Origin of the sequence: Tepidibacillus sp. LV47 (genome assembly GCF_048381575.1) — a bacterium.
GTDB lineage: Bacteria > Bacillota > Bacilli > Tepidibacillales > Tepidibacillaceae > Tepidibacillus.
Genome location: NZ_JBLWIF010000007.1, coordinates 81,522 through 108,479 on the forward strand (window position 1 = coordinate 81,522; position 26,958 = coordinate 108,479).

Annotated in this window: 21 protein-coding genes; 2 read left to right on the forward strand and 19 right to left on the reverse strand. The window is 37.2% G+C overall.

Going from position 1 to position 26,958, the window contains the following annotated elements; translation table 11 throughout:
• Nucleotides 1-88: 88 nt before the first annotated feature.
• The 6 genes from gatB to ACMW72_RS09200 form a co-directional block, all read right to left on the reverse strand.
• Nucleotides 89-1,522: an Asp-tRNA(Asn)/Glu-tRNA(Gln) amidotransferase subunit GatB gene (gene gatB, locus ACMW72_RS09175; protein WP_418368534.1), complete on the reverse strand. Its 1,434-nt coding sequence runs from the start codon at nt 1,520-1,522 to the stop codon at nt 89-91.
• A 6-nt stretch (nt 1,523-1,528) separates the two neighbouring features.
• Complete coding sequence (gene gatA / locus ACMW72_RS09180) at nt 1,529-2,995, reverse strand: Asp-tRNA(Asn)/Glu-tRNA(Gln) amidotransferase subunit GatA (protein WP_418368535.1); 1,467 nt, start codon at nt 2,993-2,995, stop codon at nt 1,529-1,531.
• 15 nt (nt 2,996-3,010) lie between these two features.
• The gene (gene gatC / locus ACMW72_RS09185) at nt 3,011-3,301 is read right to left on the reverse strand and encodes an Asp-tRNA(Asn)/Glu-tRNA(Gln) amidotransferase subunit GatC (RefSeq protein ID WP_418368536.1); all 291 of its coding nucleotides are present in this window, start codon (nt 3,299-3,301) and stop codon (nt 3,011-3,013) included.
• Nucleotides 3,302-3,388: 87 nt separating this feature from the next.
• A complete protein-coding gene (locus ACMW72_RS09190; protein ID WP_418368537.1) occupies nt 3,389-4,720 on the reverse strand; it encodes a TrkH family potassium uptake protein in 1,332 nt (443 codons plus the stop codon).
• A 136-nt stretch (nt 4,721-4,856) separates the two neighbouring features.
• Nucleotides 4,857-6,404: an L-glutamate gamma-semialdehyde dehydrogenase gene (pruA, locus tag ACMW72_RS09195; RefSeq protein WP_418368538.1), complete on the reverse strand. Its 1,548-nt coding sequence runs from the start codon at nt 6,402-6,404 to the stop codon at nt 4,857-4,859.
• A 229-nt stretch (nt 6,405-6,633) separates the two neighbouring features.
• Nucleotides 6,634-8,235 carry a sigma-54 interaction domain-containing protein gene (locus ACMW72_RS09200; protein WP_418368539.1) on the reverse strand — a complete coding sequence of 534 codons (1,602 nt, stop codon included), beginning with the start codon at nt 8,233-8,235 and terminating at the stop codon, nt 6,634-6,636.
• Between the two features lie 197 nt (nt 8,236-8,432).
• On the opposite strand from ACMW72_RS09200, the gene ACMW72_RS09205 reads away from it, so the two are divergent.
• Nucleotides 8,433-9,353: a proline dehydrogenase family protein gene (locus ACMW72_RS09205; protein WP_418368540.1), complete on the forward strand. Its 921-nt coding sequence runs from the start codon at nt 8,433-8,435 to the stop codon at nt 9,351-9,353.
• Between the two features lie 95 nt (nt 9,354-9,448).
• On the opposite strand, the gene ACMW72_RS09210 is transcribed toward ACMW72_RS09205, so the two are convergent.
• On the reverse strand, nt 9,449-10,516 hold the full coding sequence (locus tag ACMW72_RS09210; protein WP_418368541.1) for a CamS family sex pheromone protein: 1,068 nt from the start codon (nt 10,514-10,516) through the stop codon (nt 9,449-9,451).
• A 100-nt stretch (nt 10,517-10,616) separates the two neighbouring features.
• Between ACMW72_RS09210 and ytvI the strand changes: the two genes are divergently transcribed.
• The gene (gene ytvI / locus ACMW72_RS09215; protein WP_418368542.1) at nt 10,617-11,681 is read left to right on the forward strand and encodes a sporulation integral membrane protein YtvI; all 1,065 of its coding nucleotides are present in this window, start codon (nt 10,617-10,619) and stop codon (nt 11,679-11,681) included.
• 55 nt (nt 11,682-11,736) lie between these two features.
• On the opposite strand, the gene ACMW72_RS09220 is transcribed toward ytvI, so the two are convergent.
• The 12 genes from ACMW72_RS09220 to ACMW72_RS09275 all read right to left on the reverse strand — a co-directional run bounded on the left by ACMW72_RS09220 (nt 11,737) and on the right by ACMW72_RS09275 (nt 26,936).
• A complete protein-coding gene (locus tag ACMW72_RS09220; RefSeq protein WP_418368543.1) occupies nt 11,737-12,411 on the reverse strand; it encodes a response regulator in 675 nt (224 codons plus the stop codon).
• A 28-nt stretch (nt 12,412-12,439) separates the two neighbouring features.
• Nucleotides 12,440-14,047 (reverse strand): ATP-binding protein, encoded by a 1,608-nt coding sequence (locus ACMW72_RS09225; RefSeq protein WP_418368544.1) that lies wholly within the window; start codon nt 14,045-14,047, stop codon nt 12,440-12,442.
• Nucleotides 14,048-14,287: 240 nt separating this feature from the next.
• Nucleotides 14,288-15,706: a TRAP transporter large permease gene (locus tag ACMW72_RS09230; RefSeq protein WP_418368545.1), complete on the reverse strand. Its 1,419-nt coding sequence runs from the start codon at nt 15,704-15,706 to the stop codon at nt 14,288-14,290.
• The gene (locus tag ACMW72_RS09235; RefSeq protein ID WP_418368546.1) at nt 15,699-16,205 is read right to left on the reverse strand and encodes a TRAP transporter small permease; all 507 of its coding nucleotides are present in this window, start codon (nt 16,203-16,205) and stop codon (nt 15,699-15,701) included. The genes ACMW72_RS09230 and ACMW72_RS09235 overlap by 8 nt, the downstream gene beginning before the upstream one ends.
• 61 nt (nt 16,206-16,266) lie before the next feature.
• On the reverse strand, nt 16,267-17,313 hold the full coding sequence (locus ACMW72_RS09240; RefSeq protein WP_418368547.1) for a TRAP transporter substrate-binding protein: 1,047 nt from the start codon (nt 17,311-17,313) through the stop codon (nt 16,267-16,269).
• Nucleotides 17,314-17,405: 92 nt separating this feature from the next.
• Complete coding sequence (locus ACMW72_RS09245) at nt 17,406-18,410, reverse strand: DctP family TRAP transporter solute-binding subunit (protein ID WP_418368548.1); 1,005 nt, start codon at nt 18,408-18,410, stop codon at nt 17,406-17,408.
• A gap of 204 nt (nt 18,411-18,614) precedes the next feature.
• Nucleotides 18,615-20,633: an NAD-dependent DNA ligase LigA gene (ligA, locus tag ACMW72_RS09250; protein ID WP_418368549.1), complete on the reverse strand. Its 2,019-nt coding sequence runs from the start codon at nt 20,631-20,633 to the stop codon at nt 18,615-18,617.
• 15 nt (nt 20,634-20,648) lie between these two features.
• Nucleotides 20,649-22,832 (reverse strand): DNA helicase PcrA, encoded by a 2,184-nt coding sequence (pcrA, locus tag ACMW72_RS09255; protein ID WP_418368571.1) that lies wholly within the window; start codon nt 22,830-22,832, stop codon nt 20,649-20,651.
• Nucleotides 22,833-23,339: 507 nt separating this feature from the next.
• Entirely contained in the window at nt 23,340-24,557 is a 1,218-nt protein-coding gene (locus ACMW72_RS09260; RefSeq protein ID WP_418368550.1) for a class I SAM-dependent rRNA methyltransferase, read from the reverse strand.
• A 22-nt stretch (nt 24,558-24,579) separates the two neighbouring features.
• The gene (locus ACMW72_RS09265) at nt 24,580-25,281 is read right to left on the reverse strand and encodes a heptaprenylglyceryl phosphate synthase (RefSeq protein ID WP_418368551.1); all 702 of its coding nucleotides are present in this window, start codon (nt 25,279-25,281) and stop codon (nt 24,580-24,582) included.
• Between the two features lie 50 nt (nt 25,282-25,331).
• The gene (locus ACMW72_RS09270) at nt 25,332-25,664 is read right to left on the reverse strand and encodes a YerC/YecD family TrpR-related protein (protein WP_418368552.1); all 333 of its coding nucleotides are present in this window, start codon (nt 25,662-25,664) and stop codon (nt 25,332-25,334) included.
• Nucleotides 25,665-25,919: 255 nt separating this feature from the next.
• A complete protein-coding gene (locus ACMW72_RS09275) occupies nt 25,920-26,936 on the reverse strand; it encodes a DUF3048 domain-containing protein (protein WP_418368553.1) in 1,017 nt (338 codons plus the stop codon).
• Nucleotides 26,937-26,958 lie beyond the last annotated feature (22 nt).

Consider the following 26,958-nt stretch of genomic DNA (forward strand, 5'->3'; position numbering starts at 1 on the left):
GTACATTCATATTAATGGAAGCCCCTAACAATGTCAATTGAAAAAGCAGTAGATCAACTTTGACCTACTGCTTTCATAAATTGACTCTTTATTCCTGTTTCAACCGTTCCAATATCAGCTTATTGACAATTGCTGGATTTGCCTTTCCTTTTGTCTCCTTCATGACTTGCCCAACTAAGAATCCCATGGCTTTTTCTTTTCCATTACGATAATCTTCAACCACTTGTGGATGGTTCGCAATCACTTGATCGACGATGGCTGCAATCGCACTTTCATCAGTAATTTGTACCAATCCTTTTTCTTCAACGATTGTCTTGGGTGCTTTTCCAGATTCGAGCATTTCGCGGAATACCGTTTTTCCAATTTTAATACTAATGGTTCCTTTTTCGATGAGTTGAATCAATTCGCCTAAACCTTTTGGCGTCACTTTGCTCTCATTAATGGTTAGATTTTCCGCATTGAGATATTTTAATAGTTCCCCCATGATCCAATTAGAAACGGCTTTAGCATCTTGGGTATACTCTAAAGTAGCCTCAAAGAAATCTGCTAAGTCCTTTGATGAAGTCAAGATCTCTGCATCATACACTGGAAGACCATATTGATGAATATACCGTTCCTTCCGAACATCAGGTAGTTCTGGAAGTTCTTCCTTCATCCGATTGATCCATTCTTCATCAATGATGATTTCAACGAGATCGGGATCGGGAAAGTAGCGATAATCATGGGCTTCTTCTTTTCCTCGCATGGAAACGGTGATTCCCTTTTCTTCATCCCAACGTAATGTTTCTTGGACGATCTTCCCACCCGCTTCTAAAATCTCCGCTTGTCTTTTTTGTTCGTATTCTAATGCCCGCTCGACACCACGGAATGAATTCATGTTTTTTAATTCCGTTTTTGTTCCAAATTCCTTTTGTCCAACAGGACGCAAACTAATATTGGCATCACAGCGAAGCGATCCTTCTTCCATTTTTACATCAGAAACACCTGTATATTGAATAATACTTTTTAATTTTTCTAAGTAAGCTCTTGCTTCCTCTGGTGAACGAAGATCGGCTTCCGATACGATCTCAATTAAAGGAACACCCGTACGGTTAAAATCTACAAGTGAACCTTCCCCATTTCCCATATGGGTTAATTTCCCGGCATCTTCTTCTAAATGAAGACGATTGATGCGAATTTTCTTTTTCTGGCCATTAACTTCAATCTCGATCCAACCATTTCTGCCAATGGGTTGATCATATTGGGAAATCTGATACGCTTTTGGCAAGTCAGGGTAGAAGTAATTTTTTCGATCAAATTTCGTTATGGGAGAAATTTCACAATTTAAAGCCAAAGCAGCTTTGATTGCAAATTCAACAGCTTGTTTATTTACTACAGGTAAAACCCCTGGATGGCCAAGACAAATAGGACAGGTATGGGTATTAGGTGGTGCGCCAAATTCCGTTGAACAATTGCAAAAGATTTTGGTCTTTGTTGAAAGTTCTGCATGAACTTCTAAGCCAATCACTGTTTCATATTCCATTCTTCCCTACCCCCTTTTTACCATTGGTCGAAGTTTATGATGATCGGTATGTTGTTCAAACGCATAAGCGGCTCGTAAAATGGTCACCTCATCAAAGTGTTTGCCAATCAATTGCAAGCCAACAGGTAAGCCATTGACCAGCCCTGCTGGTATACTGATCGCGGGTAATCCTGCTAGATTCACGGGGACCGTTAGGATGTCATTCATATACATTTGCAAAGGATCGCTGATTTTCTCACCAATGCGAAAGGCAGTCGTTGGAGTTGTCGGCCCTAAGATCAGATCATATTTGGCAAAAATCTGTTCAAAATCTTGTTTGATTAGGGTCCTTACTTTTTGTGCTTTCAGATAGTACGCATCATAATAGCCTGAACTTAAAGCATACGTTCCTAACATGATCCGCCGTTTTACTTCTGGACCAAATCCTTCACTTCTTGTTTTCTTATACATTTCAATTAGATTCTCCGCGGAATCACTACGGACGCCATAACGAAGCCCATCATAGCGAGCAAGATTTGAAGAAGCCTCTGATGGTGCTAGAATATAATAGGTGGCGACAGCGTATTCCGTATGGGGCAAAGAAACTTCTTCGAAGACCGCGCCTAAACTCTCAAATACTTTTATCGCTTCATCAATTTTTTCCTTCACTGCTTTGTCGACGCCTTCACCCATATACTCTTTGGGTACAGCGATCCGAAGGCCTTTGATCTCCCCAGTTAGCGGTGAAATATAATCAGGGATTGGGACATTAGCAGATGTAGAATCATATTCATCATATCCAGCTAAGGTTTGTAAGACATAAGCGGCATCTTCTACATTTTTGGTAATTGGGCCTATTTGATCAAGGGATGAAGCAAAAGCGACTAAGCCAAAACGGGAGACTAATCCATAGGTTGGTTTTAAGCCAACAACACCAGTAAAAGCAGCAGGTTGACGAATAGATCCTCCTGTATCCGAACCTAGGGCAAAATAGACCTCTCTTGCTGCAACAGCGGCAGCAGAACCCCCACTTGATCCCCCTGGTACATAGTCTAAATTCCAAGGATTATACGTAGGATGAAAAGCAGAATGTTCCGTGGAAGATCCCATGGCGAATTCATCCATATTCGTCTTCCCAATCATGATCGCTTGTCCAGCAAACATTCTTTTATATGCTGTTGCACTATAAATAGGTTCATAGTTTGCTAGAATTCGACTGGCACAGGTCGTCCGAATTCCTTCTGTCACAATGTTATCCTTAACACCCATGGGCAATCCTGCAAGGATTCCTAAATCTTCAGAAACGGTAATATCCTGATCGATGACTTTGGCTCTTTTCCTTGCTCCTTCTTCATCAATTAGTAAAAAGGCTTGTACATCCTTTTCCACTTCAGCAATGCGTTTGAATGATTCTTCAACCAAATCATTAGCAGTTAATTCTTTATTGGCTAAACGTTTATGTATTTCAGAAATGGATAGATCAAATAAAGACAAAAGAAACCCTCCTTTCTAACCTTCCAATACAGGTGGTACCTTAAATTGTCCATCCTTTTGCTCAGTTGCATTTTTTAGCGCTATTTCTCTTGGGATCGATTCACGCACCACATCATCGCGAAAGACATTGGTAATGTTTAATGCGTGACTGGTTGGTTTCACATGATCTGTATATAATTCGTTTAACTTTTGGGCGAAATCCAAAATCGAACTTAATTGTACGGTAAAAAGATCTACTTCTTCTTCTGTTAATGTAAGACGTGCTAAATTGGCCACATGTTCGACCTCTTTTTTTGATAGTCTCATTTCTCATCCCTCCTTGAATCCTAATCAACTCCATAACAATTTCCATCATAACATAAATTACTTCATCACTCAAAAGCATGAAACTTTTTAACCAATCATCATTTTTTCTTGAGGATAATGGAAATATTCTTTTTCTACTTTTCTAGCGATGGCATAACCGATTGTTAAAGGGCCTAGTTTCCCAACAAACATGGTGATGATGATCACAATTCGACCAATCACGGAAAGAGAAGGAGTAATTCCCATACTCAGCCCAACTGTACCAAACGCAGAAACCACTTCAAAAACAATATTTAAAAAGGGAATTCCCCGTTCTGTGATATCCAAAATCAATATCGATAAAAACACAATCCCTAAAGATAAAATGATAATGGTAAGAGAGCGAAGAATTTGTTCTGTTGGAATCGTTCTTTTAAACAATTCTGTATTCTGTTTTCCCCTAAGTAGAGATTTCACTGTACCAAGCAATACCGTCATGGTCGTTACTTTAATTCCACCACCAGTCGACCCTGACGCTGCTCCGATAAACATATACAAGATATAGATAAAAAGCGTAGCCTGAGTAAGTGAACCAATATCGATGGTGTTAAATCCCGCCGTTCTTGTTGTCACTGATTGAAAATAAGAGGCCAGCAATTTATTGCCGATACTTAAAGGGCCAAGTGTCTTGGCGTTTCCATATTCTAATAAAAAGGTGATGAGCGTACCGGAAGAGATTAGAAATAGAGTAGCACCTATCGTTACTTTACTATGTAAACTTAACCTTCTAAACTGAAACTTTTTGTTCCATAATTCCATTAAAACGACAAATCCTAATCCACCGATGATAATCAGAGAAGTAATGACGAAATTAACCAGTAGGTTACCCACATCATTCATTAAACTTGTTTTAAACAAACTAAATCCAGCGTTATTAAAAGCAGCAATAGAGTGAAAAATTCCAAGATAAAATGCTTCTCCCCAACCATATGTTTGATGCCAAGAGATGGCTAATAAGATTGCTCCAATGAGTTCAAATCCGACGGTAATTTGGAGAATATATAAGGCTAATCTTACAACTCCTGCCATTTGCAATTGGTTGCTTCCTTCTTGCATTAAAAGACGTTGTTTTAAGCCGATTTTTTTCCCTAATAAAACGAAAATCGTGATCGCAAAAGTCATAAAGCCAATACCGCCAACTTGAATCAATAACATGATAATGATTTCACCTAATCGATTAAAGGTTGTTCCTGGGTCAACCACATTTAACCCTGTAACTGTAACCGCAGAAGTAGCGGTAAATAAGGCATCAAGAAAGTGAAGATTTACCCCTTTTTCTAGAGAAATAGGCATATATAATAAAATGGCTCCAAAGAAGATAACAGATAAGAAACCGAAGACGAGGATTTGGGGCGGGCTTAACTGTATTCCTTTTTTCATAATTTCCTCCAAACTGACAAGTAATTTATGAAAACTTTTAATAAGCATCATTATACCCGAAATTTAACAGAAAAGAACAAGCTTTTTTCAAAAAAACGCCAAGGCAAATGCCTTGGCATCATAAATTCCCAATCGATTATAATACTTCAGAGATTGATTTCGCTTGCATGAATAATAATAGGTAATCTTCACTACCTGTTTTGGAATCAGTACCTGACATATTAAATCCACCAAATGGATGTGCTCCCACGATCGCACCTGTGGATTTACGGTTAAAGTAAAGATTTCCGCAATGCAATTCTTTTCTACATCTTTCAATAATCGCACGATCCTTTGCAAATAAAGAACCAGTTAGACCATACTCTGTATCATTAAAGATGCGAATTCCATCATCAATATCTTCTGCTTTAATCACAGAGAGTACCGGTCCAAAGATTTCTTCTTGGCCAATAACGGCTTTCGAATCAACATCAGCAAAAATGGTTGGTTCGATAAAATATCCTACAGAATCATCACTATTGCCGCCAAGAACGAGTCGTCCTTCATTTTTACCGATTTCAATATAACGATTAATATTATCAAATGCATTCTTATCGATCACAGGACCTAAGAACACACTTCCATCTTCTGGATTCCCCATTTTCAATCCTTTGGTTTTCTCGATCACTTTTTCTAAAAGTTCATCATAGACATCTTTATGGATAATTGCCCGGGAGCCTGCTGAGCATTTCTGTCCTTGATAACCAAATGCGGAAACGACAATGGCATTTGCTGCAGCTTCTAAGTCCGCATCTTTATGAACAAGAATGGCATCTTTTCCACCCATTTCGGCAACAACGCGTTTCAACCATTTTTGTCCAGGGGAAATTTGTGATGCTTTTTGATAAATGCGGAGCCCTACTTCTTTTGAACCTGTGAAACTAATAAAACGGGTTAATGGATGTTCAACAAGAAAATCTCCAACTTCCCCGCCACTGCCTGGTAAGAAATTAATCACTCCTTTTGGCATACCTGCTTCCTCCATGATTTCCATGAATTTTGCAGCAATTACAGGTGTAGCGCTAGCTGGTTTCAAAATGACCGTATTCCCTGCAACAACAGCTCCTGTTGTCATTCCTGTTAAAATAGCCAGGGGGAAGTTCCATGGCGGAATGATGATCCCTACCCCTAACGGAATATAGTAATTGTCATTGGTCTCACCAGGAAGTGGAGTAAGAGGTGTCGATCCGCCTAAACGGATCATTTGGCGACCATAATATTCCATGAAATCAATCGCTTCAGCGGTATCGGCATCGGCTTCTATCCAGCTTTTTCCTGCTTCATAAACCATCGTTGCCGACATTTCATGTTTACGTCGGCGCATAATCGCAGCTGCTTTAAAGAGTAAACGCGCACGAGCATCAGGGGCCCAGTTTTTCCACTCTTCAAATACTTCAGCAGCCTCTTTAATCGCCCGATCGGCCAATTCTTGAGTCGCTTTGGATACAATCCCGATTACCTCATCTTTTTTGGCAGGATTATATGATACAATCTTTTTCTCTGTATAAATTCTTTCTCCGTTAATAATGAGAGGATACTCTTTACCAAATTGAGATTTTACCTGCTCTAACGCCTGCCTAAACGCATGTTTATTTTCTTCTTTTGAAAAATCTGTCAATGGCTCTGGTGCATACTCTTTAATCATCAAAAATCATCTCCTTTGTTCGCCAATTTCTTTAATTAACCAGATCGATACTCTCATTTAAATGCAAGAATAATGCCAATTTTAAATTCAATTCATAAAATTCGATAAGATCGTTTCCATTTAATAAAAATATCATAAAAAGTTTTATTTTATATTCTCCAATGCGCTTCATTGTCCGTGTATTTATACTTTAAAATAGATAAAAATGTATAGCATTTGACAAAACTGTCTAGTCATTGACTGATTCAGATGATTTCGATCCTCCTTGAATTCCATACTTTTGCATTTTGTTATATAATGTTGCGCGGGAAATTCCAAGTAATTTGGCGGCAGCACTCTTATTGTTATAAGTCTTCTTCAATGCGAGACGTATTTTTGTTTCTTCATCGTTTGTAACTGAAAGAACTGGCAGTGGTACTTCTTTTTTCATTTCCTCTAACCCTTTTTGAAAAGATGAAGGTAAATGGCGCAGTTCAATCTCCTTTTCTTCTCCAGATAGAATAATTAAACGTTCAGCCAAATTTCGAAGTTGTCGAACATTTCCCCGCCATTCATGTTGTAGAAACACCGACATTACACTAGAAGAAATCTTTGGTATCGTTGTCCCATATTTAATAGAGAACTCTTCCAAAAAGAGGGAAAGTAATTCAGGTATATCTTCACGCCGCTGTCGAAGAGGTGGGATTTGCAAAGAGATAACATTTAAACGATAATATAAATCTTCTCTGAATTTACCTTGTTCGATCATTTCTTCCAAATCTCGATTCGTGGCAGTAATGATCCTCACGTCAATTGGAATGGGCGTATTGCCCCCCAATCGATAAAACCTTTTTTCTTGAAGAACCCGCAAAAGCTTTACCTGTAGATCCAGCGGTAATTCGCCGATTTCATCTAAAAACAAAGTTCCTCCTTCTGCCAAATCGATTTTCCCTTTTTTCCCTTCTTTACTTGCACCGGTAAAGGTCCCTTTTTCGTAACCAAATAACTCACTTTCAAATAAAGAAGCAGGGATCGCTCCGCAGTTGATCGCGATAAACGGTTTGTCTGCCCGCGGGCTAGCATTATGAATCGCCTCTGCAAAAAGTTCTTTTCCGACCCCGCTTTCACCCGTAATGAGGATTGTTGCATCGGTTTTGGCGACTTTTTTTGCTAAGGAGACGATTTCCCGGATTTGCCGGCTTTTCCCTTTAATTTTTTCAAAAGGGTCATAGATTCGATTCTTTTCATACTTATTTTCTAAATCAGAGATATATGCCTTTGTATTGGTTAACTCTTCATTAAGTCGTACGATATCACTAATATCCCTTTCAACAGAAATCCCACCGATCAATTTCCCATTTGAATAAACAGGTCTTGCATTAATGAGGACATGGACATCTGTTATGGGTTGATTGTATTTTCGTCGAATTGGTTCTTCACTTTTTAAAATCTTTTTCAGAACGATCGCTTCTTCTTCAAAAAATTGCGTGATCGGTTTACCCATTACTTGCTTCCATGAATATCCGTAAAATTTTTCAGAGGCTTGATTCCATGTCACAATCTCTCCTTTTTGGTTAACACCGGTAACAGCATCATCAATCGAACAAAGCAATGCATCATAATAAGCGGATATTTCCTTCCATGATTGAAAAACCGTTTCCATCAAGCGTTGACAAGGTACATAAGAAACTTTATTCCCTTCATTATCTCTTAATAAGATGTCTTTTCCTTCTTTTAGCTCAATTACATCATCTAAAGTGGCATAGTAGGGATACTCAATCATCTCCCGATTGGTCAACTCTTGTCTCCAAGGTTCAGCAAGATCTTTGAGATAGATGATTTTTTGTGGCATACATTCCATCTCCGTTATACAAATTTGTATATTTTGCAATCATTATAAACAATTTTGTCTATTTCATCCAAGATATTTATTCATAATATTATATTTTTTATCTAAATTTTATTTATTGAGAAAATTGGTATGAATCTTGCTTTTATTTTTATAAAGGTCAAAAAGAACTGAAGATGAAAAATAATGAGGTGATCATAATGGGATTGGGGCGTAGTATCGTTTTAGGTATTGCTGGTAATCAAGCAGTTACAAATTTTGTTACAAAACATGGAATGAAGCTAGGTGCAAAACGGTTTATTGCAGGGGAAACCTTACAAGAAGCAGCAGAGATTGTTAAAGAGCTGAATAAGAAGGGGTTACTGGTTACCCTTGATCATGTTGGGGAAAGCGTTTCTACAAAACAAGAAGCCATTGATGCTACAAATGAAGCGATTAAAATTTTAGAGATTATAGATAAAGAAAAATTAAATTCGAACCTATCAGTAAAACTCACTCAACTTGGATTAGGTCTGGATCCAGAGTTTAGTTATGAGAATATGGATCGACTTGTTAAAGTCGCAAAAGAACTGAATAACTTTGTTCGTATTGATATCGAAGATTCTACTGTTACCCAAATCACGATTGATATCTTTAAAAAATTGTTTGAAAAGTATGGGAAAAAACATATCGGTTTAGTTCTTCAATCCTATCTATACCGTACGGAAAAAGACATGATCGAAATGGGAAAATTAGGAGCAAATATTCGAATGGTAAAAGGGGCTTATAAGGAACCAAAAGAGGTCGCTTTTCCGAAAAAGCAAGACGTAGATAACAACTATATTAAGATGGTCAAACTTCATATGCAAAAAGGAAACTATATTGCTGTTGCGACACATGATGAAAAGATTATCCAAGAGGTTAAACGTTATGTTAAAGAAAATCATATTTCAAATGACAAATTTGAATTTCAAATGCTTTATGGAGTAAGAAATGGTCTACAAAGAGAACTTGTCAAAGAAGGTTATAAGGTTCGCATCTATACCCCATATGGGAAACATTGGTATCCGTATTTTTCCCGTCGAATCGCAGAACGCCCAGCAAATGCTTTCTTCATTCTAAAGAGTATGTTTAAGTCTTAGAATAATATAAATAGGTTTGAATATTCCAACACTGCCTTTGGAATATTCAAACCCATATCTTCAACTGGCTTGTATGATTCTATAAGCTGCGAAATTTAGTCACGATAGATATGCATAAAGTCGTCACCATTCGATTGTCTAACATAAATGGCTTTTGGCTGATCAATCGTATTAATATATATGTTTAATTGAGCATCTTTAGGAAAAGATTCATTGCTCATCGAAATAGCAAACTGAGTGAATTGAATCGTCTCTACCGTTGAATCAAATTCTGCATTCACATGAATCGTAAGCTCTACAACCTCGTCATTAACTATTCGTGCCAATCCTGTTACTCCTGCATAACCTGGAAGAAAGCGGTCCAATTCATCTTTAAAACGGTTAAATCCTAAAATCAGATCCCCATATTTGTCTTTTAACCCATTGGCGCTAGCTGGCAAAAAGAGATAACTCTCATTCATATCTTTCCAATCCGCTGAAGATTGGCCATTTGCCACTTTTCCATATAAGATAAAATTCCCAGGTAGATTTACTTTTTCTGTTTGTAATTTCATGACACCAATGAGAATAGGCGGATTGGGTAATGTTTTTCTAATTGTTGCTACGATTTCATTGGCGATTTTTTTGGCTTTTTCTTTTAATTGATCATCTGTATACATTTTCGATATGGCCATATTCGTTTTCGGATCCCTTAATAACTTCCCTTTATCATCTCTTAAATAATACTTTGGGGATAAAGATAGACCGATAACAACTCCACCATAACTTCCATCTTCCTTCAGATAATCATGCTCTGCAACCGCATATAACATATCTTCTTGGGATAACCACTCAATATCTTTTAAGATTTGCCCTTCTTGAAAAACATAATCTGCTGGATCAAATTCTGTTTTTGCTAATTCAATTAATCCTAATTCAAAATGATTTGCATCTAAGCGTGTGGGTAATGAGCTTAAACGGCCGTTAATTAAGCTTCTTTTATATGGAAGGACTCCTCGATAATATTCTTCATTTACTTTTACAGTCGGAGAGATAATCGAAGATGAAGATTCTTCTGTCTTTTGTTCTGTTTTTTTGGAAAGATCACATCCACTAAACAAGAGTGAAAATGATAGAATCCCTACTCCGGCGAATCGTATCCATTTTGTTCGATATTTTTTCATCCTTGCTCCCCTTTTCCGCTTTTTATCATAAATGCGATTTGCATTCCCACAAATTTTTCAATACAATTCCTATTATATAAGATGTAGAAAGGAAATGAGTATGGAAGGTTATATTAAAAAAGTTTTCATTACCATCGGAATCGTCATCGGTATTCTCCTTCTTCCCATTTTGTTTTACTTCGTTTTCCCCCATTTCATCCCTTTTATCATTGCTTTATTATTAGCCATCATGCTTGAACCATTAAACGAGTGGCTCATCCGTAATACAAAGATAAAACGAAAATTAGCCGTCCATCTAACCTACTTTTTGTTTCTTGGATCCATCGCCTTAATCTTTTATTTTATCGTAACCAAGATCATAATTGAACTGGTGAATTTTACTACATTCGTACAAAAAAATATTCCTTTCATCCAAAAATGGTTTTACGAGCTGTATCTAAAAATTCAAAATATCATTCAAATGCTTCCACCGGAAACATCAGCACGCATTAACCAATCGTTTATGAATTTTGTAAATCAATTAACCAATTTGAATTTGCTATCCACGATTTGGAGTGGTATTTATGGAATCACAACAGCAATTCCCAATCTATTTTTTATCGTTTTAATTATCCTTATTTCCCTTTATTTTTTCACTTTACATCTTCCAGGTTTAAAAAATCAATTTTATCAATATTTTAAGGATTCTTCGCGTCAAAAGGTACAAGTAGTGTTAAACGATGTTCGCAATGCTACCATTGGTTTTCTTCAGGGTCAACTTATTTTAAGTACCATCACTTTTCTCGTTAGCTCGATCGGTTTAATTATCTTAGGGGTTAATTATGCGTTAGTCATCGCCTTTTTTATCGTAATTGTTGATGTACTTCCTATTCTCGGTACAGGTTCAGTACTCGTCCCATGGGCAATCTATGCTTTAACTCAAGGAAACACCTATTTAGCCATTGGTCTGATTGTCCTCTTTCTGGTCATGACCATCGTGCGTCGTATTGTAGAACCGAAGATTCTCGGGGAGCAAATTGGGTTAAGTGCTTTGTCCACATTAATTAGTCTTTGGGTTGGTTTTAAGGTATTAGGTGTTCTAGGTGTTTTTCTTGGACCGCTTCTTATTATTCTCTATAAAGCATTCGTGAAAGCGGAGATTATTCCTAGACAAATCAAAATCTGAGACAAATAAAATAACATTGTATATGCCATGGAAATATACAATGCTATTACCTTTTTTAGATGGAATAACGTTTAATCGGTCTGCCAACAGATCCATACTGAACGTCGAGCTTGAGTCGATTCGTTTGAACCAAATATTCAAGATATCGGCGTACCGTTACACGAGCTAAACCTATTCCTTTTGCCACTTCCTCTGCAGATTGAGGCTCTTTTACTTTTATCATATATTGCAAGATTTGTTTCATGGTTACTTCATTTAACCCTTTTGGCAACGCTTTGTTTTCTATCTTTTTTCTTTCTGTACAAACCCATTCGTCAAGATATTTTTGTGTCAACACTTCCTCTTTTCTAAATCGATAAAGCATTTGTTGATACCTTTCTAATGCTATTTTCATTCGTTCAAAGCGAAAGGGTTTAATAATATAGTCTATCGCACCAAAGCGAAAAGTCTTTTTAATTGTCTCTACATCTTTGGCCGCTGTAACCATAATAAAATCAGTATCTTTCTGTCGTAATCGTATCCTTTCTATCACTTGATAACCATTCATATCAGGTAAATAGTAATCCAATATGACCAATTGAGGATTTTGTTCAATAATCATTTGGATCGCTTCTGTTCCATTTGCTGCCGCCCCTATAATCTGAAATCCACTTAATGTCTCAATAAATTGTCGATTAACCTCCAAAACCATCGCATCATCTTCAACGATCAAAAGACGAATTGGTTCCATTCTATAAGTACGCTCCTTATATGATCGTCTAATTTTCTTTTAATGGAATAGAAACAATAACATTCGTTCCCTTTTCTATATTGGTCATCACTTCAATATCGCCTTGATATGCTTTTACATGTTGTAAGACTAATGTTAAGCCTATTCCCTGTCCTTTGCCTTTTTTTGTGGTATAACCCATTTCAAATATTTTTTCTTTTAATTCCTCTGGAACTCCAATACCATTGTCTTTTACAGAAATAATCAGCTGTGTTGGTGTCGTTTCTATACGTAATTGAACCAATTTAGGTTGTTCTTTCTTTTCTATGGTTGCATCAATTGCATTCTCTAATAAATTTCCAATGATCAGAATAATATCATGAGTTGAAAGAAATGATGGCAAATGAGACAAATAGCTTTGCCGATCAACGATTAAATCTACACCTAATTCTTTTGCATGGCTGATTTTCCCCAATATAAGACCACTAATACTGGTATCCTTTATCCGTTCCATTAAAAAGCGAGATAACTCTTCTTTTTCTTCTGTATAATTCATAATTAAATTAAGGGCATCATCATATCTTTTTAATTGAATAAGCCCAGCGATCGTATGAAATTTGTTCATAAACTCATGGTTTTGTGCACGTAGAACATCACTGAACTTACGAATTCCAGTTAGTTCTTCAGCTAGACTCACGATCTCTGTTCGATCTTGAAATGTAGCTACTGCCCCTACCGTCTTATTTTTTACGATTATGGGGAGTCGATTGACCATTACAATGGTTTTATTCAAAACCATCATTTGTCTTAATTGTGGTTTTTTCGATTCCATTACCATAGGTAGTTTTGTATTAGGAATAACTTCTTCAATCGTATGACCAATCACATTTTGATTGGTTCCTATAATTTGAGCCGCACGTTCGTTCATCACCTTAATTTTTTTGTTCTGATCAATTGCAATAATCCCTTCATCAATCGTATTGATAATAGATTCCCTTTCTTCAAGGAGTCTAGCAATCTCAACAGGTTCTAAATTAAAAATCTGCCTTTTGATACTGTTTGTGAGTAACCAAGCACCAAACAACCCTACCACTACCCCTAATGTGATTGAAAGGATCAAATCCCATTTATGCTCAAAAATCAGTTGATAAACAGTTGGGAGAATTGTTCCAACGACTACCACCCCGATTTGTTTTTCCCCTTCATGGTCCATAATAGGAACAAATGAACGAATCGCAATCCCACCTACCCCTTTTGCTAAAGACATATATTCTTGTTGCCCAAGAGCTGGACCTTCATCTCCTCCTTGAAATACTGTCCCGATTTTTGCTTCAATAGGATGGGAATAACGGATTCTCTTCATGTCAAAAATAACAACATAATCCACATTAGTCGCTAATCGGACTCTCTCAGCAATTGGCTGGATTTTTTTCCAACCGTTTGGTTTTCCTATATAATCTTTAATTGTTTCAAGTTGAGCAATGGTTCGTCCAATCGCCAAAACTCGATTTCCTTGTTCTTCTTCTAATGCTTGATATACATTCTTAATCAACAGTGCACTACCTGTTAAAATAGCAATAATGATAATCGTAGAAGTAACTAGTGTAATTCTTGTTCGAATGGGCAATAGCGAAAACCAGTTTTTAATTCTATTCAAGATTCTACTACTCCTTACCATCTCCATTATTTTAAAAAATGTAATATTTCTGAATAGTTTTTATTCTATATTTATCTGCGAAAATCCTTTCTTTCGCTAAATCCAATATTTAGAATCATGAAATAGGTTTGTATATTTTAACACGATTAGTTATACGTGTATTACGCTAAAGAAAAAATCTAGCAGTATTATCCTACTAGATTTTTTCTTCTGTAAGTTACTCTATTGTTTTGTTATCTTTTATTTTAATAAGCCGTATAAGAAATCGGGTAACCATAAACTTACTTCAGGAACGTAAGTAACGATAAAGAGAGCCAATATCGTTGTAATGAGCCATGGGAGCGAAGATTTTGTTACCTGCATGATTGACATGCCCGAAATACCGCTTGCTACATAGAGATTCAACCCAACTGGGGGTGTAATCATTCCCACCTCCATATTCACAACCATGATGATCCCTAAATGAATAGGATCAATTCCTAGGTTCATTGCTACTGGATAGAGAATCGGGGCAAAAATCGTTAAAATCGCAGTGGGTTCCATAAATTGGCCGGCAACAAAGAGAATTAAGTTAACAATCAAAAGATAAGTAACTTTACTAACATTATAATTGACAATCATTTCTGCAATTTTATGGGGAATTCTCTCATAGGTTAATACATGGGCAAAAAGCATCGCCATAGAAATAATTAAAAATAACATTGCTGTCGTTTTCGCTGATTCTACTAAAATCTTAGGCAAATCCTTTACTTTTAAATCTCGGTGGATAAAAAAGCCGATAAATAAACCAACAAAAACAGCAACAGCTGCCGATTCAGTAGGTGTAAAAAGTCCCGAATAGATTCCGCCAATAATAATGATCGGTAATGACAAACTCCAGAATGACTCTTTGAATGCTTTCCATTTTTCCGCAGATGTCGATTTTTTTATTAAAGGAAATTTCTCTTTTCTCGCAATTAAATAGCTAACTAAAGCTAGCATGGAAGCTAACATAATCCCAGGAACAATTCCTGCTAAAAATAGTTTCCCCACAGACTGATCAACCGTTACACCATAAACGATCATCGGAATACTAGGTGGAATGAGAATCCCTAAAGTTCCAGCCACTGACATCGATCCAACTGCAAAATCCTTACTATAGCCCTGTTTCACCATAGCTGGGATTAAGACTCCCCCTATCGCCACAACGGTTGCAGGACTCGATCCAGAAATAGCGGCAAAGAGTGCACTCGCAAAGACTCCTGCAATGGAAAGTCCTCCAGGAATATGACCAACAAAAGTATTGGTTAGATTAATTAACCGCTGTGCGACACCTCCTGTTGTAAAAATATTCCCAGCTAAGACAAATAACGGGATCGCCATCAGTGGAAAAGAGTCTAAGCCCGAATAAATTTGCCGTGCCAAATCCGGCAGCGGATCTAGTGTAAAATAATAAATGGACAAAAAGGAAGCTAGCCCGATCGATACAGCTATTGGTAGACCTACCATTAAAAATAAGAATAAGAAGGAAAAAACGGCTAAGCCCATGCTATCAATCATGAACGCATAGATGACACCCACCACAGTTAAAAAAATAAAGAACAAAGAGATGAGTTTTTTTGGTACTGTTTTTTTCGGAATGATCTGCTTGGTTGTTTGAATCGATACCTCATTATTCATGGATCACACCTTCTCTCTGCTCTAATTCCTCAGCGGAGGTTTTCCAAATGCGATAAGTTTGCTGTAAAAAACGAATTCCCATTAAACCAAAGGCAATTGGTATTAGTGATCTTGGAATGTATAATGGTATTTCCATTTCAGGAGATAATTGTCCTAAATGAAGAACATCCTGTACATGCAAATATCCTAAATAGGCAATTAGGACTGAAAAAAATACACTGACTAAGTTCCCAAGAATCAAAATTGCTTTTTGCGTTTTGGCTTCAAAATTCTTAATTAAGAGATCAACACCAAGGTGAACATTCTCTCGTACACCAATTGAGGCACCAATAAGACCTACCCAAATTAATAAGTAATTCACCAGTTCAAATGAAAAACCCATACTTGTACCAAATTGCCTCAAAATAACTTCAATAAATGCTACAGTAACTGCGACCGCAAGTGCTAAAATGACAAATATTTCTTCTAGTTTATTTAGAACAAAATTAATTGATTTCATCATTCTCACATCCTTTCTAGCTGTAAAATGGGGGCATAATTTTAATGCCCCCTTAATGGTTTCATTTTCTTAATGCACGTACGGCGTTGATAAGATCCTCGCCAATTTCATTTTTAAACTTGTCATAGATTGGATCCATCTTTGCAATCCATAGTTTCTTTTCTTCTGGTGTTAACTCATGAATCTTGATTTTAGGATTTTCTGCTTTGATTTTTTGTAGCATTTGTTCGTTAATATCCTTCGCATTTTGACGTACCCATTGTGTCGTTTCATCTAACGCTGCTTCAATTTGTGAACGTACATCAGCTGGTAAGCTATCCCAGAATTTTTTATTTGTAATCACTGCATACCCTAAATACCCGTGATAACTAAGGGTTAAGTATTTTTGAACCTCATGCATCTTTTGTGAATAAATATTGGATAACGTATTCTCTTGACCGTCAATAACTCCTTGCTCTAAAGCATTATAAACTTCTCCAAAAGGCATTGGTACTGGATTCGCACCTACTGCTTTAAACTGTTCCTCTAATACCTTACTAGACATAACGCGGAATTTTTGACCAGCAAAATCTTCCGGCTTAATTAATTCTTTTTTATTTGAACCCATTTGTTTAAACCCGTTATCCCACATCGCTAAACCCTTGATGTTCTTCTCTTCAAGAAGGGAAAATAACTTTTTACCAATTTCTCCTTCCATAGCTTGTTGTACTTGTTCGTGGTCAGCAAAAGCAAATGGTAAATCAAAAACTTGCCACTGGGGATATAACTTTGTTATGACCGAAGTTGCAGGCGCTGCCATTTGAACATTTCCTTGTTGAATCGCATTTAATACATCTTCATCCTTATAAAGTTGAGAGTTCGGGAAAACTTGAACTTCAACTCTCCCATTTGTCTTTTCTTTTACCTTGTTTGCAAACATGATTGCAGCTTGACCTTTTGGCGTGTTCTCTGCAACAACGTGCGAGAATTTAATCACAATCTTTTGATTGTTTCCTCCTTCATTACTTGATGCTTGCTCAGTACGTTTTGATGAACAACCAATCATACTAAATACGAGTAAAATAGACATCAGTATAATAAATGTAACTTTTATCCAACGCTTGTTCATCTTTCATCTTTCCCCCTCTTTTTGTTTGTTTTTATCAATTATTTTCTCGTCATATTATGACGACAAAATAATGATCCTTTCTTTTTTCGAATCTACTTTTTCTGATTTACAATGATTTCTGTTTCATCCATTACTTTTCCTAAATCTCTTTTAACTTTTTGATAAAGTGGTTGATAAAGTTTTTTAAATTCATCCTTTTCTTCTCTTGTTAAGTTCTCAATTTTGATACATTGACATTCTCTTATCTGTTTGAGTTGATTTTGTTCAATTTCTTGAGCTTTTTTTCTCTCCCAGATGGTAACTTCGTTCATCGTTGTTTGAATCATCTTTTGTATCTCTGGTGAAAGAGTGTTATAAAAATCCTTGTTCATCATAACCAAATATCCTAAATACCCATGATTACTTAGAATGAGGTAATCTTGAACATCAAAAAAACGTTTCGTATAAATATTGCTGATTGTATTTTCTTGACCATCAACTTCTTTATTTTTTAATGCTTGATAAACATCATTAAAGTTTCTTGCTTCTGCCTTTGCATCAAGTAGAGAAAATTGGTCTTCTAGTATTGGACTTGGCATAATTCTGAATTTAAGGTTGGCAAAATCTTTAGGAGTATGTAAAGAATGATCACGGTTGGTAAACTGTTTAAATCCATTGTCCCAAATCGCTAAAGGAAGTACTTTATTCTTTTTTGCAGATTCAAATACCATCTTTCCTACTTTCCCATCAGCTAATTGATGAATTTGTTCTAGATTTTCATAATAAAAAGGCAAATCAAAGACTTGTAATTCGGGGATTTTTTGTATCAGCTTCGACATAGCGGGAGCAATGATTTGGACATCATTTCTTTGTAAAGCTTCCCATTCTTCACCATCACGATATAAGGACCCATTCGCGAAGACTTGAACTTCGACTTTTCCTTTGCTTCTCTCTTTCATTAATTGAGCAAATTTTCGAGCCGCTTGCCCTTTCGGAGTATCTTCCCCTACTACATGAGAAAAACGAATAATAATTTTTTCATTCTGGCTGAATTGTTCATAATCTTTCGCATATTTTTGACATCCTACCGTCAAAAATACCCATATAAGAATTGACAATAGCCAAAAAACCTTTTGATATTTTCTGTTTTGGGAAACAGGGGATTTCATCGAAAACACTCATCTCTACTAAAAATATCTACGTTTTAATTATATTAATCTTTTGTAAATTTTTAATATTTTGTTCATTTTGTTATTTTTGGTCTTTTTGCTCTCAAGTAAGTAAACAAAATTGTTTAGAAAGTTTTTGTATAAAAAAAAGCCCTAATCGAGATGATTAGGGACTTCTAATTCTTTCAGCAAATCTTCTTCTGTTAAGATAGGAATTCCCAGTTCTTTAGCTTTCGTTAATTTTGACCCAGCGTTTTCTCCTGCAATGACGTAATCGGTTTTTTTAGTAACACTTCCTGTGACTTTTGCACCTAATGCTTCTAACTTCTCAGTGGCCTCTTTTCTTGTTAAATGTTGAAGGGTACCTGTGAGAACGACGGTTTTACCAGTAAACCTTGATTCCCGCTTAATGGTTGATTCAGCACCTTTATAAGTCATATTGACACCAAGTTCTTTTAAGCGTTGGATCATTTCCTTGACATTCTCTTGTTCAAAAAAGGTCACGATGCTATCTGCCATTTTCGGGCCAATTTCATCAATCGCCATTAACTCTTCTTTAGTGGCTTTCATCAATTGATCCATCGTTTGAAACCGAGCGGCCAATACTTTGGCTGCTTTAGCTCCCACCAAGCGAATTCCTAAACCAAAAAGGAGTCGTTCTAAGGAATTATCTTTACTTGCTTCAATCGCAGTAAGTAGATTCTGTACCGATTTTTCTCCCATTCGTTCCAGAGCCAGCAATTGTTCCCGCTTTAAGGTATAAAGATCGGTCACATTCTCAATAAGACCATTTTCATAAAGCTGAATGACAACTCGTTCACCCAGCCCCTCTATATTCATCGCATCACGGGATACAAAATGAATCATCCCTTCTATGATTTGTGCAGGGCAGGAAGGATTGATACAACGAAGGGCCACTTCGCCATCCAAGCGAACAAGCTCACTTTGACACGCTGGACAATGGGTTGGCATATGATATGGTTTCTCATCACCTGTCCGTCTTTCTGGTAAAACAGCCACAACTTCTGGGATGATATCTCCTGCTTTTTTCACAATGACATGATCTCCGATCATTAATCCTTTTTCCCGAATCATATCTTCATTATGGAGCGATGCCCGTTTGACTGTTGTTCCCGCTAAGTGAACAGGTTTTAATATTGCTGTAGGAGTAACCACTCCTGTTCTTCCCACATTCACTTCAATATCTTCTAAAATCGTAACCGCCTCTTCAGCAGGAAACTTATAGGCAATCGCCCATCTTGGACTTTTGGCGGTGGTCCCTAGTTCTCGTTGCAAGGCATAGGAATCCACTTTAATCACCATACCATCAATTTCATAAGGAAGCGTGGGTCGTTTTACCGTCCATTCTTTTACAAAAGCAATTACATCATCCATATTGGTGAAAAGTCGCCGTTCTTTATTCACTTTAAATCCTAATTGTTCAAGGTAATTGAGTCCTTCACTATGGGAAGACAATTCTTTCCCCTCGATGGATCCAATCCCATAAAGAAAAATATCTAGGCCTCTTTTTGCTGCGATTTTGGGATCTAATTGGCGTAATGACCCTGCCGCTGCATTCCTTGGATTGGCAAATAACGGCTCTCCCTGCTCTTTTCGTTTTTGATTGATTCGTTCAAACTCTTTTTTCGGGAGATATGCTTCTCCCCTTACCTCAATTGTAACAGGTTCGTTTAATCGTAATGGGAGAGAACGAATCGTTTTTAAATTTTGGGTAATATCTTCTCCTGTCGTCCCATCTCCACGAGTAGCTCCCATGATAAAGAGTCCATTTTCGTAGGTTAAGGATACGGCTAGACCATCAATTTTTAATTCCACCATGTAGCGAACTTCTTGGTTACCTGCGACTTGCCTTACCCGACGGTCAAATTCATATAGGTCCTGTTCATTATAAGCATTGGCAAGACTTAATAATGGGACTTTGTGCTCCACTTTTTCAAAATAGGGTAAAGGCTGTCCGCCCACTTTTTGTGTCGGTGAATCGAGTGTTTGAAATTGGGGGTATTCTTTTTCTAATTGAATCAATTCCCTCATTAACTCGTCATATTCTTGATCTGTTATAGTGGGTTGATCCAATACATAATAGGAGTAATTATGTTGATTAATCGTCTTTCGCAAATCCTCAATTTTTTTCGCAATCTCTTTTAAATCCATTTAAATCTTCCTTTCTTACTCCACTTTTTCAATAGGAGCAAATCTAGCGAGAAGCTTTTTAATTCCGATCGGATTAGGGAAAGCGATTTGTAATTCGAGGTCATCCTCGTTCCCTTTGATGGATACAACGACACCGATTCCCCATTTTCCATGTTTCGCTTTATCACCCACTTGCCAATCACCGCGCGTTATGGGACGTTTTTGTAGATCGTAGCTGGTTGTCTTTCTCATTTGTTTCAGCTGATTCTTTTCTTCTTTATGAACGTCATGAATCAGCTCTTCGGGAATCTCTTGGATAAAACGAGATGGAGCATTTACTTGTGTCTTTCCAAATAAAATCCGAGACTGGGCATAAGTGAGATATAATTCCTGTTCGGCTCTTGTGATTCCTACATAGGCGAGACGTCGTTCTTCTTCCATCTCCTCTTCATCAAACAACGCCCGACTATGGGGAAAAATTCCTTCTTCTAATCCGGCTAAGAAAACGACAGGGAATTCTAACCCTTTTGCGCTATGCAAGGTCATTAAGGTAACTCCTGTTTGCTTTTCTTCTTCCTCGTCAAGCTGATCCACATCAGAAATGAGTGCAAGATCGGTTAAAAAGGCGATGAGTGATTGATCTTCGTTTTGCTTCTCAAATTCCATCGTAACAGATAAAAACTCTTCGATATTTTCAATCCGAGCTTGTGCTTCTAAAGGATTCTCCTTCTTTAATTCTTCCCGATATTGGGTACGTTCTAGTACCATTTCCGTTAATTCTGTCACTCCAAGATATTCTGCCATTTGGTTAAACTCACGAATCATTTCAGCAAACTGGCTAATCTTATTCGCTGTTTTTGTTGCAATCCCAATGAAATCGACCACTTCAATCGCTCGAAACATCGAAATCCCTTGACTTGCAGCATATTCAGCAATTTTATCAACTGTCGCCGCACCAATTCCTCTTTTTGGTACATTAATGATTCTTCGTAAGCTGATATCGTCATCAGGATTCACGATCAGTCTTAAATAAGCAAGGATATCCTTAATCTCTTTGCGATCGTAGAACTTAGTTCCGCCAACGATTTTATAGGGAATATTGGACTTAACAAACACTTCCTCAATCACACGAGTCTGGGCATTGGTTCGATATAAAACGGCATAGTCTTGATAATGTCGCCCTTTGGCAATTCCTTTTTGGATAACTTTGGCGATAAAGTAAGCTTCATCATGCTCGTTCATAGATTCATAAAGTGTTAATTTGTTGCCTTCTGGGTTTTCAGTCCAAAGATTCTTTGGTTTGCGCATTGTATTATGCTCAATCACAGCATTGGCCGCTTTTAGAATATTCTTGGTGGAGCGATAGTTTTGTTCTAATTTGATAAGCTGAGCTTTAGGATAGTCTTCTTCAAACTTAAGGATGTTTTGAATATCGGCACCACGCCATTTGTAGATCGATTGATCGGTATCACCAACGACAAAGATATTTTGATAATAATCAGCCAGCATCCTAACAAGTACATATTGAGCACGGTTGGTATCTTGATATTCATCGATGTGAATATATTGGAACTTCCGTTGATAGTATTCTAGAACATCTGGATTTTTTTGGAACAATTGAACGGTTAACATAATGAGATCATCGAAATCAACAGATTGATTCGCTTTTAAACGTTCTTGATATTTTTGATAAACGGTGAAAACTTGTTGACTAAAGTAATCACTCGCTGATTTGCCATATTGTTCAGGGTTTTTTAGTTCATTCTTCGCTTGACTGATGGTTGCAAGAACGGCTCTAGGTTCAAGTTTTTTCGTATCCATATTGAGTTCTTTCATGATCTGTTTGACGACAGTGAATTGGTCATCAGAATCAAGAATCGTGAAATTATTGGAATAATCGATGCGATGAATATCTTTACGCAAGATTCTTACACACATAGAGTGAAAGGTTGAAATCCAAATATCTTCTCCTTGAAGCCCAACAAGTTTGGCTACTCTTTCTTTCATTTCTCTTGCTGCTTTATTGGTAAAAGTAATCGCTAATATATTCCAAGGGGGAACTCCTTGATGGATGAGATTGGCGATTCGGTGGGTTAATACTTTTGTTTTCCCACTACCTGCTCCTGCTAATACGAGAATCGGGCCATTGATCGTTTCCACCGCTTTTTTCTGTTGGGGATTTAAGCCTGCAAAAATCTGTGCCGCTTGAACTTGTGTCATGGTTTCACCTTCCATATCTTCGCTATCAGAGATCAACGATAAGTACATTTGTTCGTTTCTTCCTTCTCTTTTCAAATTATATCGAATCGCACCTATTCGTTCAATCAATCCGTTTATTTTCTTGTAGAATAAATGCCGAAGCATACTTAAATAAAAGGCTTGTATGTTCTATAAGCTACGACTTTTGCGAGCGAGTTTTCCCTCCGTCCGTTTATTCAAGAAAAACCGCAAGAAATCGGAGTAGCGTTAGAACATACAAGCCTATATCATCTTTGTATATTCCAACGCATCTCAGTTGTCCGCCACTTTCTTTTAACGATGATTTAGGTAAGAAAGTGGCTACCAAAAGTCGCTGCTTATGGAATATACAAACATACTATCTTCGAACACAGGCTTGTATGTTCTATAAGCTACGACTTTTGCGAGCGAGTTTTCCCTCCAACTGTTTATTCATGGAAAACCGCGAGGAATCGGAGTAGCGTTAGAACATACAAGCCTATACATCAGTTATCCTCTGCTTCTTACTTCATAAATCGCAAACTTAAGATAATGCCCTTCATCGACACCTGCGATTTCGGGATGATCTTTTCCTGCTCCTGCAAAGTATACGAGCCGCAGAATCTTATGAGCATCAAAAGCAGCATCTTGGATCATCTGTACAAATAAATCAGGGGTCATGTGATAGGAACAGCTTGCTGTGACCAAAAAGCCTCCTTCGCGAAGAAGTTTCATTCCCCGTAGGTTAATCTCTTTATAACCTCGGTAAGCTCCTTTCACAGCGGATCTCGATTTGGCAAAGGCAGGTGGATCAAGAATGACCACATCATATTTCCTTCCTTCTTTTTCCTTTTCCCGCAAAAAGTCAAAGACATTAGCCACTTCAAAGCGGATCCGATCTTGTAAACCGTTTAGCTGAGCATTTCGTTTTGCGGTTTCAATCGCTAATTCAGATATATCGACAGCTGTGATTTCTTTTGCCCCATAATAAGCCGCATGAAGCGCAAATCCCCCAGTATGAGAAAAACAATCAAGAACTTCTGCTCCTTCTTTTCCTTTCTCTTTCCATCCATTCATTAACAGCTTTAGTGCAGCGCGGTTTTCCCGTTGATCAAAGAAATGACCTGTTTTTTGACCCTCGTAAACGTCAACTAAGATGCGTAAGTCATTTTCCATGATCTCAATATATCTTGGAACCTCTCCGTACCAAACTCCTGTCTCTTGTTGCAATCCTTCTAATTCCCGAACAGGAACATCGTTGCGAAGATAGATTCCTTTTGGTTGGAAAACCGTTAACAGACCTTCTAAAATGTGCGATTTTAAACGTTCCATACCATAAGAAAGAATTTGAACGACAAGGTAGTCCTCATATTTATCGACGATTAAACCTGGCAAAAAGTCTGCTTCGCCATATACGGCCCTGTAAGAGCGACTTCCTGGTAAAAAACGTTCCCGATACTCTTTTGCTTTTTGAATTCGTTTAATAAAGAAGGAAGCATCGATCTCTTCAGCGGGATCATAACTTAAAACCCTTGCGATAATTTGCGATTTTGGGTTGGCATAACCAAGCGCTAAAAATACACCCTGATGATTTAGAATCTGCACCAGTTCCCCTAGGGATAGTTTTCCTTCAATTCGCTCCACTTCACTTTGAAAAACCCATGGATGGCCTTGCTCTAATCGTTTTTTTCGTTTACGCTGCAAAAATATTTTCGTATAGTTTTTCAATCTTTCCACCTCATTACTATATTTATGAACGATAAACATTTTTTGTAGGGATAGTCTTTAAAGCTGTATAAAAATCTTCGTAAATCAGATTGCCTACAATAATGGTGTCCGCATATCGGCTCATCTCCATTGCTTTGTCATAGGAATCAATCCCGCCACCATAAAAGATTTGGGAATGTCCTACGATTTGCCGAATTTCTTTCAGCCACTCAGGATTCCCATATCTCCCGCTATATTCCACATACAGAATGGGCAAATGTAAGAGCTGATCAATGATCCTTGCATAAGCTAGTACATCTTCTAAATCCGTTGGAACTTTGCTTCTTGTTAATTGTGCAACCGATGAATCTTCATTAAGAATGATATACCCTTCGACAAAAACTTGATTCCAGTTCACCCAATCCCCATAACGCTTTAAGGCTTCATGATGAACATCTAAAATCCATTTCGGATCCTTAGCATTAACTACAAAGGGAATAAAATAATAATCAAATCCTGGTACGATGGCTTGTAGATCGGAGATTTCTTGAATCGCGATTTTACCATGCTTGCGAATCTGTTTTAAAAGAAAATGGGTATCTTCATAGGTGACCCCCAAAGTACCACCCACTAAAATAGCATCAGTATCCGTATGGCATAATTGTTCAATTTGCTGTTTTGTAATGAAACGATTGGGATCTAATTTAAACATATGTTTTAAACCTGATAAAAATGGATGATTCATAGATTCCTCCTACAAAGGCAATAACATTAAAAAGAGAGTAGAAACATATACTACTCTCTCCCATCTTCGTCTATTTGTTTTGCTTCTGATTGACCTAAGTATAACCGATCTAATACCATTTTATAGCCATCATTTCCATAATTGAGGCATCTTTTCACTCTGGATATTGTTGCTGTACTTGCACCTGTCTCTGTTTCAATTTGGTTATACGTATAGCCTTTCATTAACATTCGGGCCACTTCAAGACGTTGGGCTAACGATTGAATCTCATTCACTGTCATTAGATCATCAAAAAAACGATAAGCCTCTTCTAGTGTTTCTAATTTCAAGATGGATGCAAATAATTGATCAACCGTTTTATCTTTCAATTTCTCATATGGCAAAGTACTCTCACCTCACGATAATAGATTACCACATTACCTTGGAAAAGAATAGTATGAGCTAAATGCTTTGTATGGTTCTAACGTGCTCCTAACCTTACGGCTTTCCCTGAATGAACAGTCGGTTGGAAAGCTCGCTCGCTTAAGTCGCGCTTATAGAAACATACAAGCCAGCTTTATAATGATCTTACAACAGTGCAAACGATTACATCCTTGCTTTATTATATCATATTTTCGCACACTAAAACAATAAATTGTCTACTGATAGGAGACAACCATCTGGGGTTCTATCACAATAATCCATGTCTGCCCAGGATATAATCCTTGTTCAATACCATTGACATAGGCGCGAATAATTCCATCTTCCATTTTCCAATCAATAGCTTGGCCAACACCGTTTCGGAATAAATATCCTTTACCAGGACCATCAATGTCAATTCCTCTTTTGGTATTGCCGATGGACCAATGTTTTGCACGGATCACAAGCACATTTCTAGCCGTTAATTGTTTTTTTGTTTCAAGATCTATATGGGGTTGTTGATTGATCGTCCGTTTGTATAATTTCGTTGTTTCATCATATTCATAGCCAACGATATATTTGGAGTAATATTGGATCGTAATATTTTTTGCAACTTGACCTGTAACAGTATCTTCTTCTTTTAAAAATTTAACGGTTGGAATCTCTCCAACAAGACGATATCGATGGTCATTTGCATACTGTTTAATTTTCTCAGCACTTGTATACAAATTGTGTGGTGCTTCCCGAAACTTTGCCCGCCAAAAATATCTCCCTTCCCCTACGAGGCCATCAACATCAGGGTAACCGCCTTTATTCAGCATAGCATAAGCTTCTGTGCTTGCTCCCGCATGAACAACTAGAGAATCCAATTCCTTCATGATTTTAAGATAGTATGGACGAATGCTTCGAACAGGCCCAATTACTTCTGGTTCTTGACTGTGATAAATCGCTAAAAAACGGGTAATCATTCCTTCTGCGAGGATTTCGTAAACCATATCCGCTTGATTCAGCCCGCTTTGTGGTCTTGCTTTAAAATGATTATTAATCATCACGCCGATTATTCGTTGATTGATTTCATGATCTACAGGCAGTCCAGTTAAAGGAGCATAATAAAGGGGTTTTTCTGGTTCAGGATTGAGATGTTCCATTGGTTCCTTATTTTTAGAAAATGGTGTTTTTTGTGGTGATGATTTTGCACAACCGACAAAAAAAATGATGAGTAAAAAACTAAGGATGATCATCATATTCTTCTTCACTAAAAATTCCACCTTTCTTTAA

Coding starts and splice junctions, on each gene's coding strand:
- ACMW72_RS09265 (WP_418368551.1), bottom strand. CDS start 25,281: ATGAATCATCCATTTTTATCAGGTTTAAAACATATGTTTAAATTAGAT.
- ACMW72_RS09230 (WP_418368545.1), bottom strand. CDS start 15,706: ATGAATAATGAGGTATCGATTCAAACAACCAAGCAGATCATTCCGAAA.
- ACMW72_RS09205 (WP_418368540.1), top strand. CDS start 8,433: ATGGGATTGGGGCGTAGTATCGTTTTAGGTATTGCTGGTAATCAAGCA.
- ytvI (WP_418368542.1), top strand. CDS start 10,617: ATGGAAGGTTATATTAAAAAAGTTTTCATTACCATCGGAATCGTCATC.
- ACMW72_RS09240 (WP_418368547.1), bottom strand. CDS start 17,313: ATGAACAAGCGTTGGATAAAAGTTACATTTATTATACTGATGTCTATT.
- ACMW72_RS09200 (WP_418368539.1), bottom strand. CDS start 8,235: ATGCCACAAAAAATCATCTATCTCAAAGATCTTGCTGAACCTTGGAGA.
- pcrA (WP_418368571.1), bottom strand. CDS start 22,832: ATGACACAAGTTCAAGCGGCACAGATTTTTGCAGGCTTAAATCCCCAA.
- ligA (WP_418368549.1), bottom strand. CDS start 20,633: ATGGATTTAAAAGAGATTGCGAAAAAAATTGAGGATTTGCGAAAGACG.
- ACMW72_RS09220 (WP_418368543.1), bottom strand. CDS start 12,411: ATGGAACCAATTCGTCTTTTGATCGTTGAAGATGATGCGATGGTTTTG.
- ACMW72_RS09210 (WP_418368541.1), bottom strand. CDS start 10,516: ATGAAAAAATATCGAACAAAATGGATACGATTCGCCGGAGTAGGGATT.
- pruA (WP_418368538.1), bottom strand. CDS start 6,404: ATGATTAAAGAGTATGCACCAGAGCCATTGACAGATTTTTCAAAAGAA.
- ACMW72_RS09235 (WP_418368546.1), bottom strand. CDS start 16,205: ATGAAATCAATTAATTTTGTTCTAAATAAACTAGAAGAAATATTTGTC.
- ACMW72_RS09190 (WP_418368537.1), bottom strand. CDS start 4,720: ATGAAAAAAGGAATACAGTTAAGCCCGCCCCAAATCCTCGTCTTCGGT.
- gatB (WP_418368534.1), bottom strand. CDS start 1,522: ATGGAATATGAAACAGTGATTGGCTTAGAAGTTCATGCAGAACTTTCA.
- gatC (WP_418368536.1), bottom strand. CDS start 3,301: ATGAGACTATCAAAAAAAGAGGTCGAACATGTGGCCAATTTAGCACGT.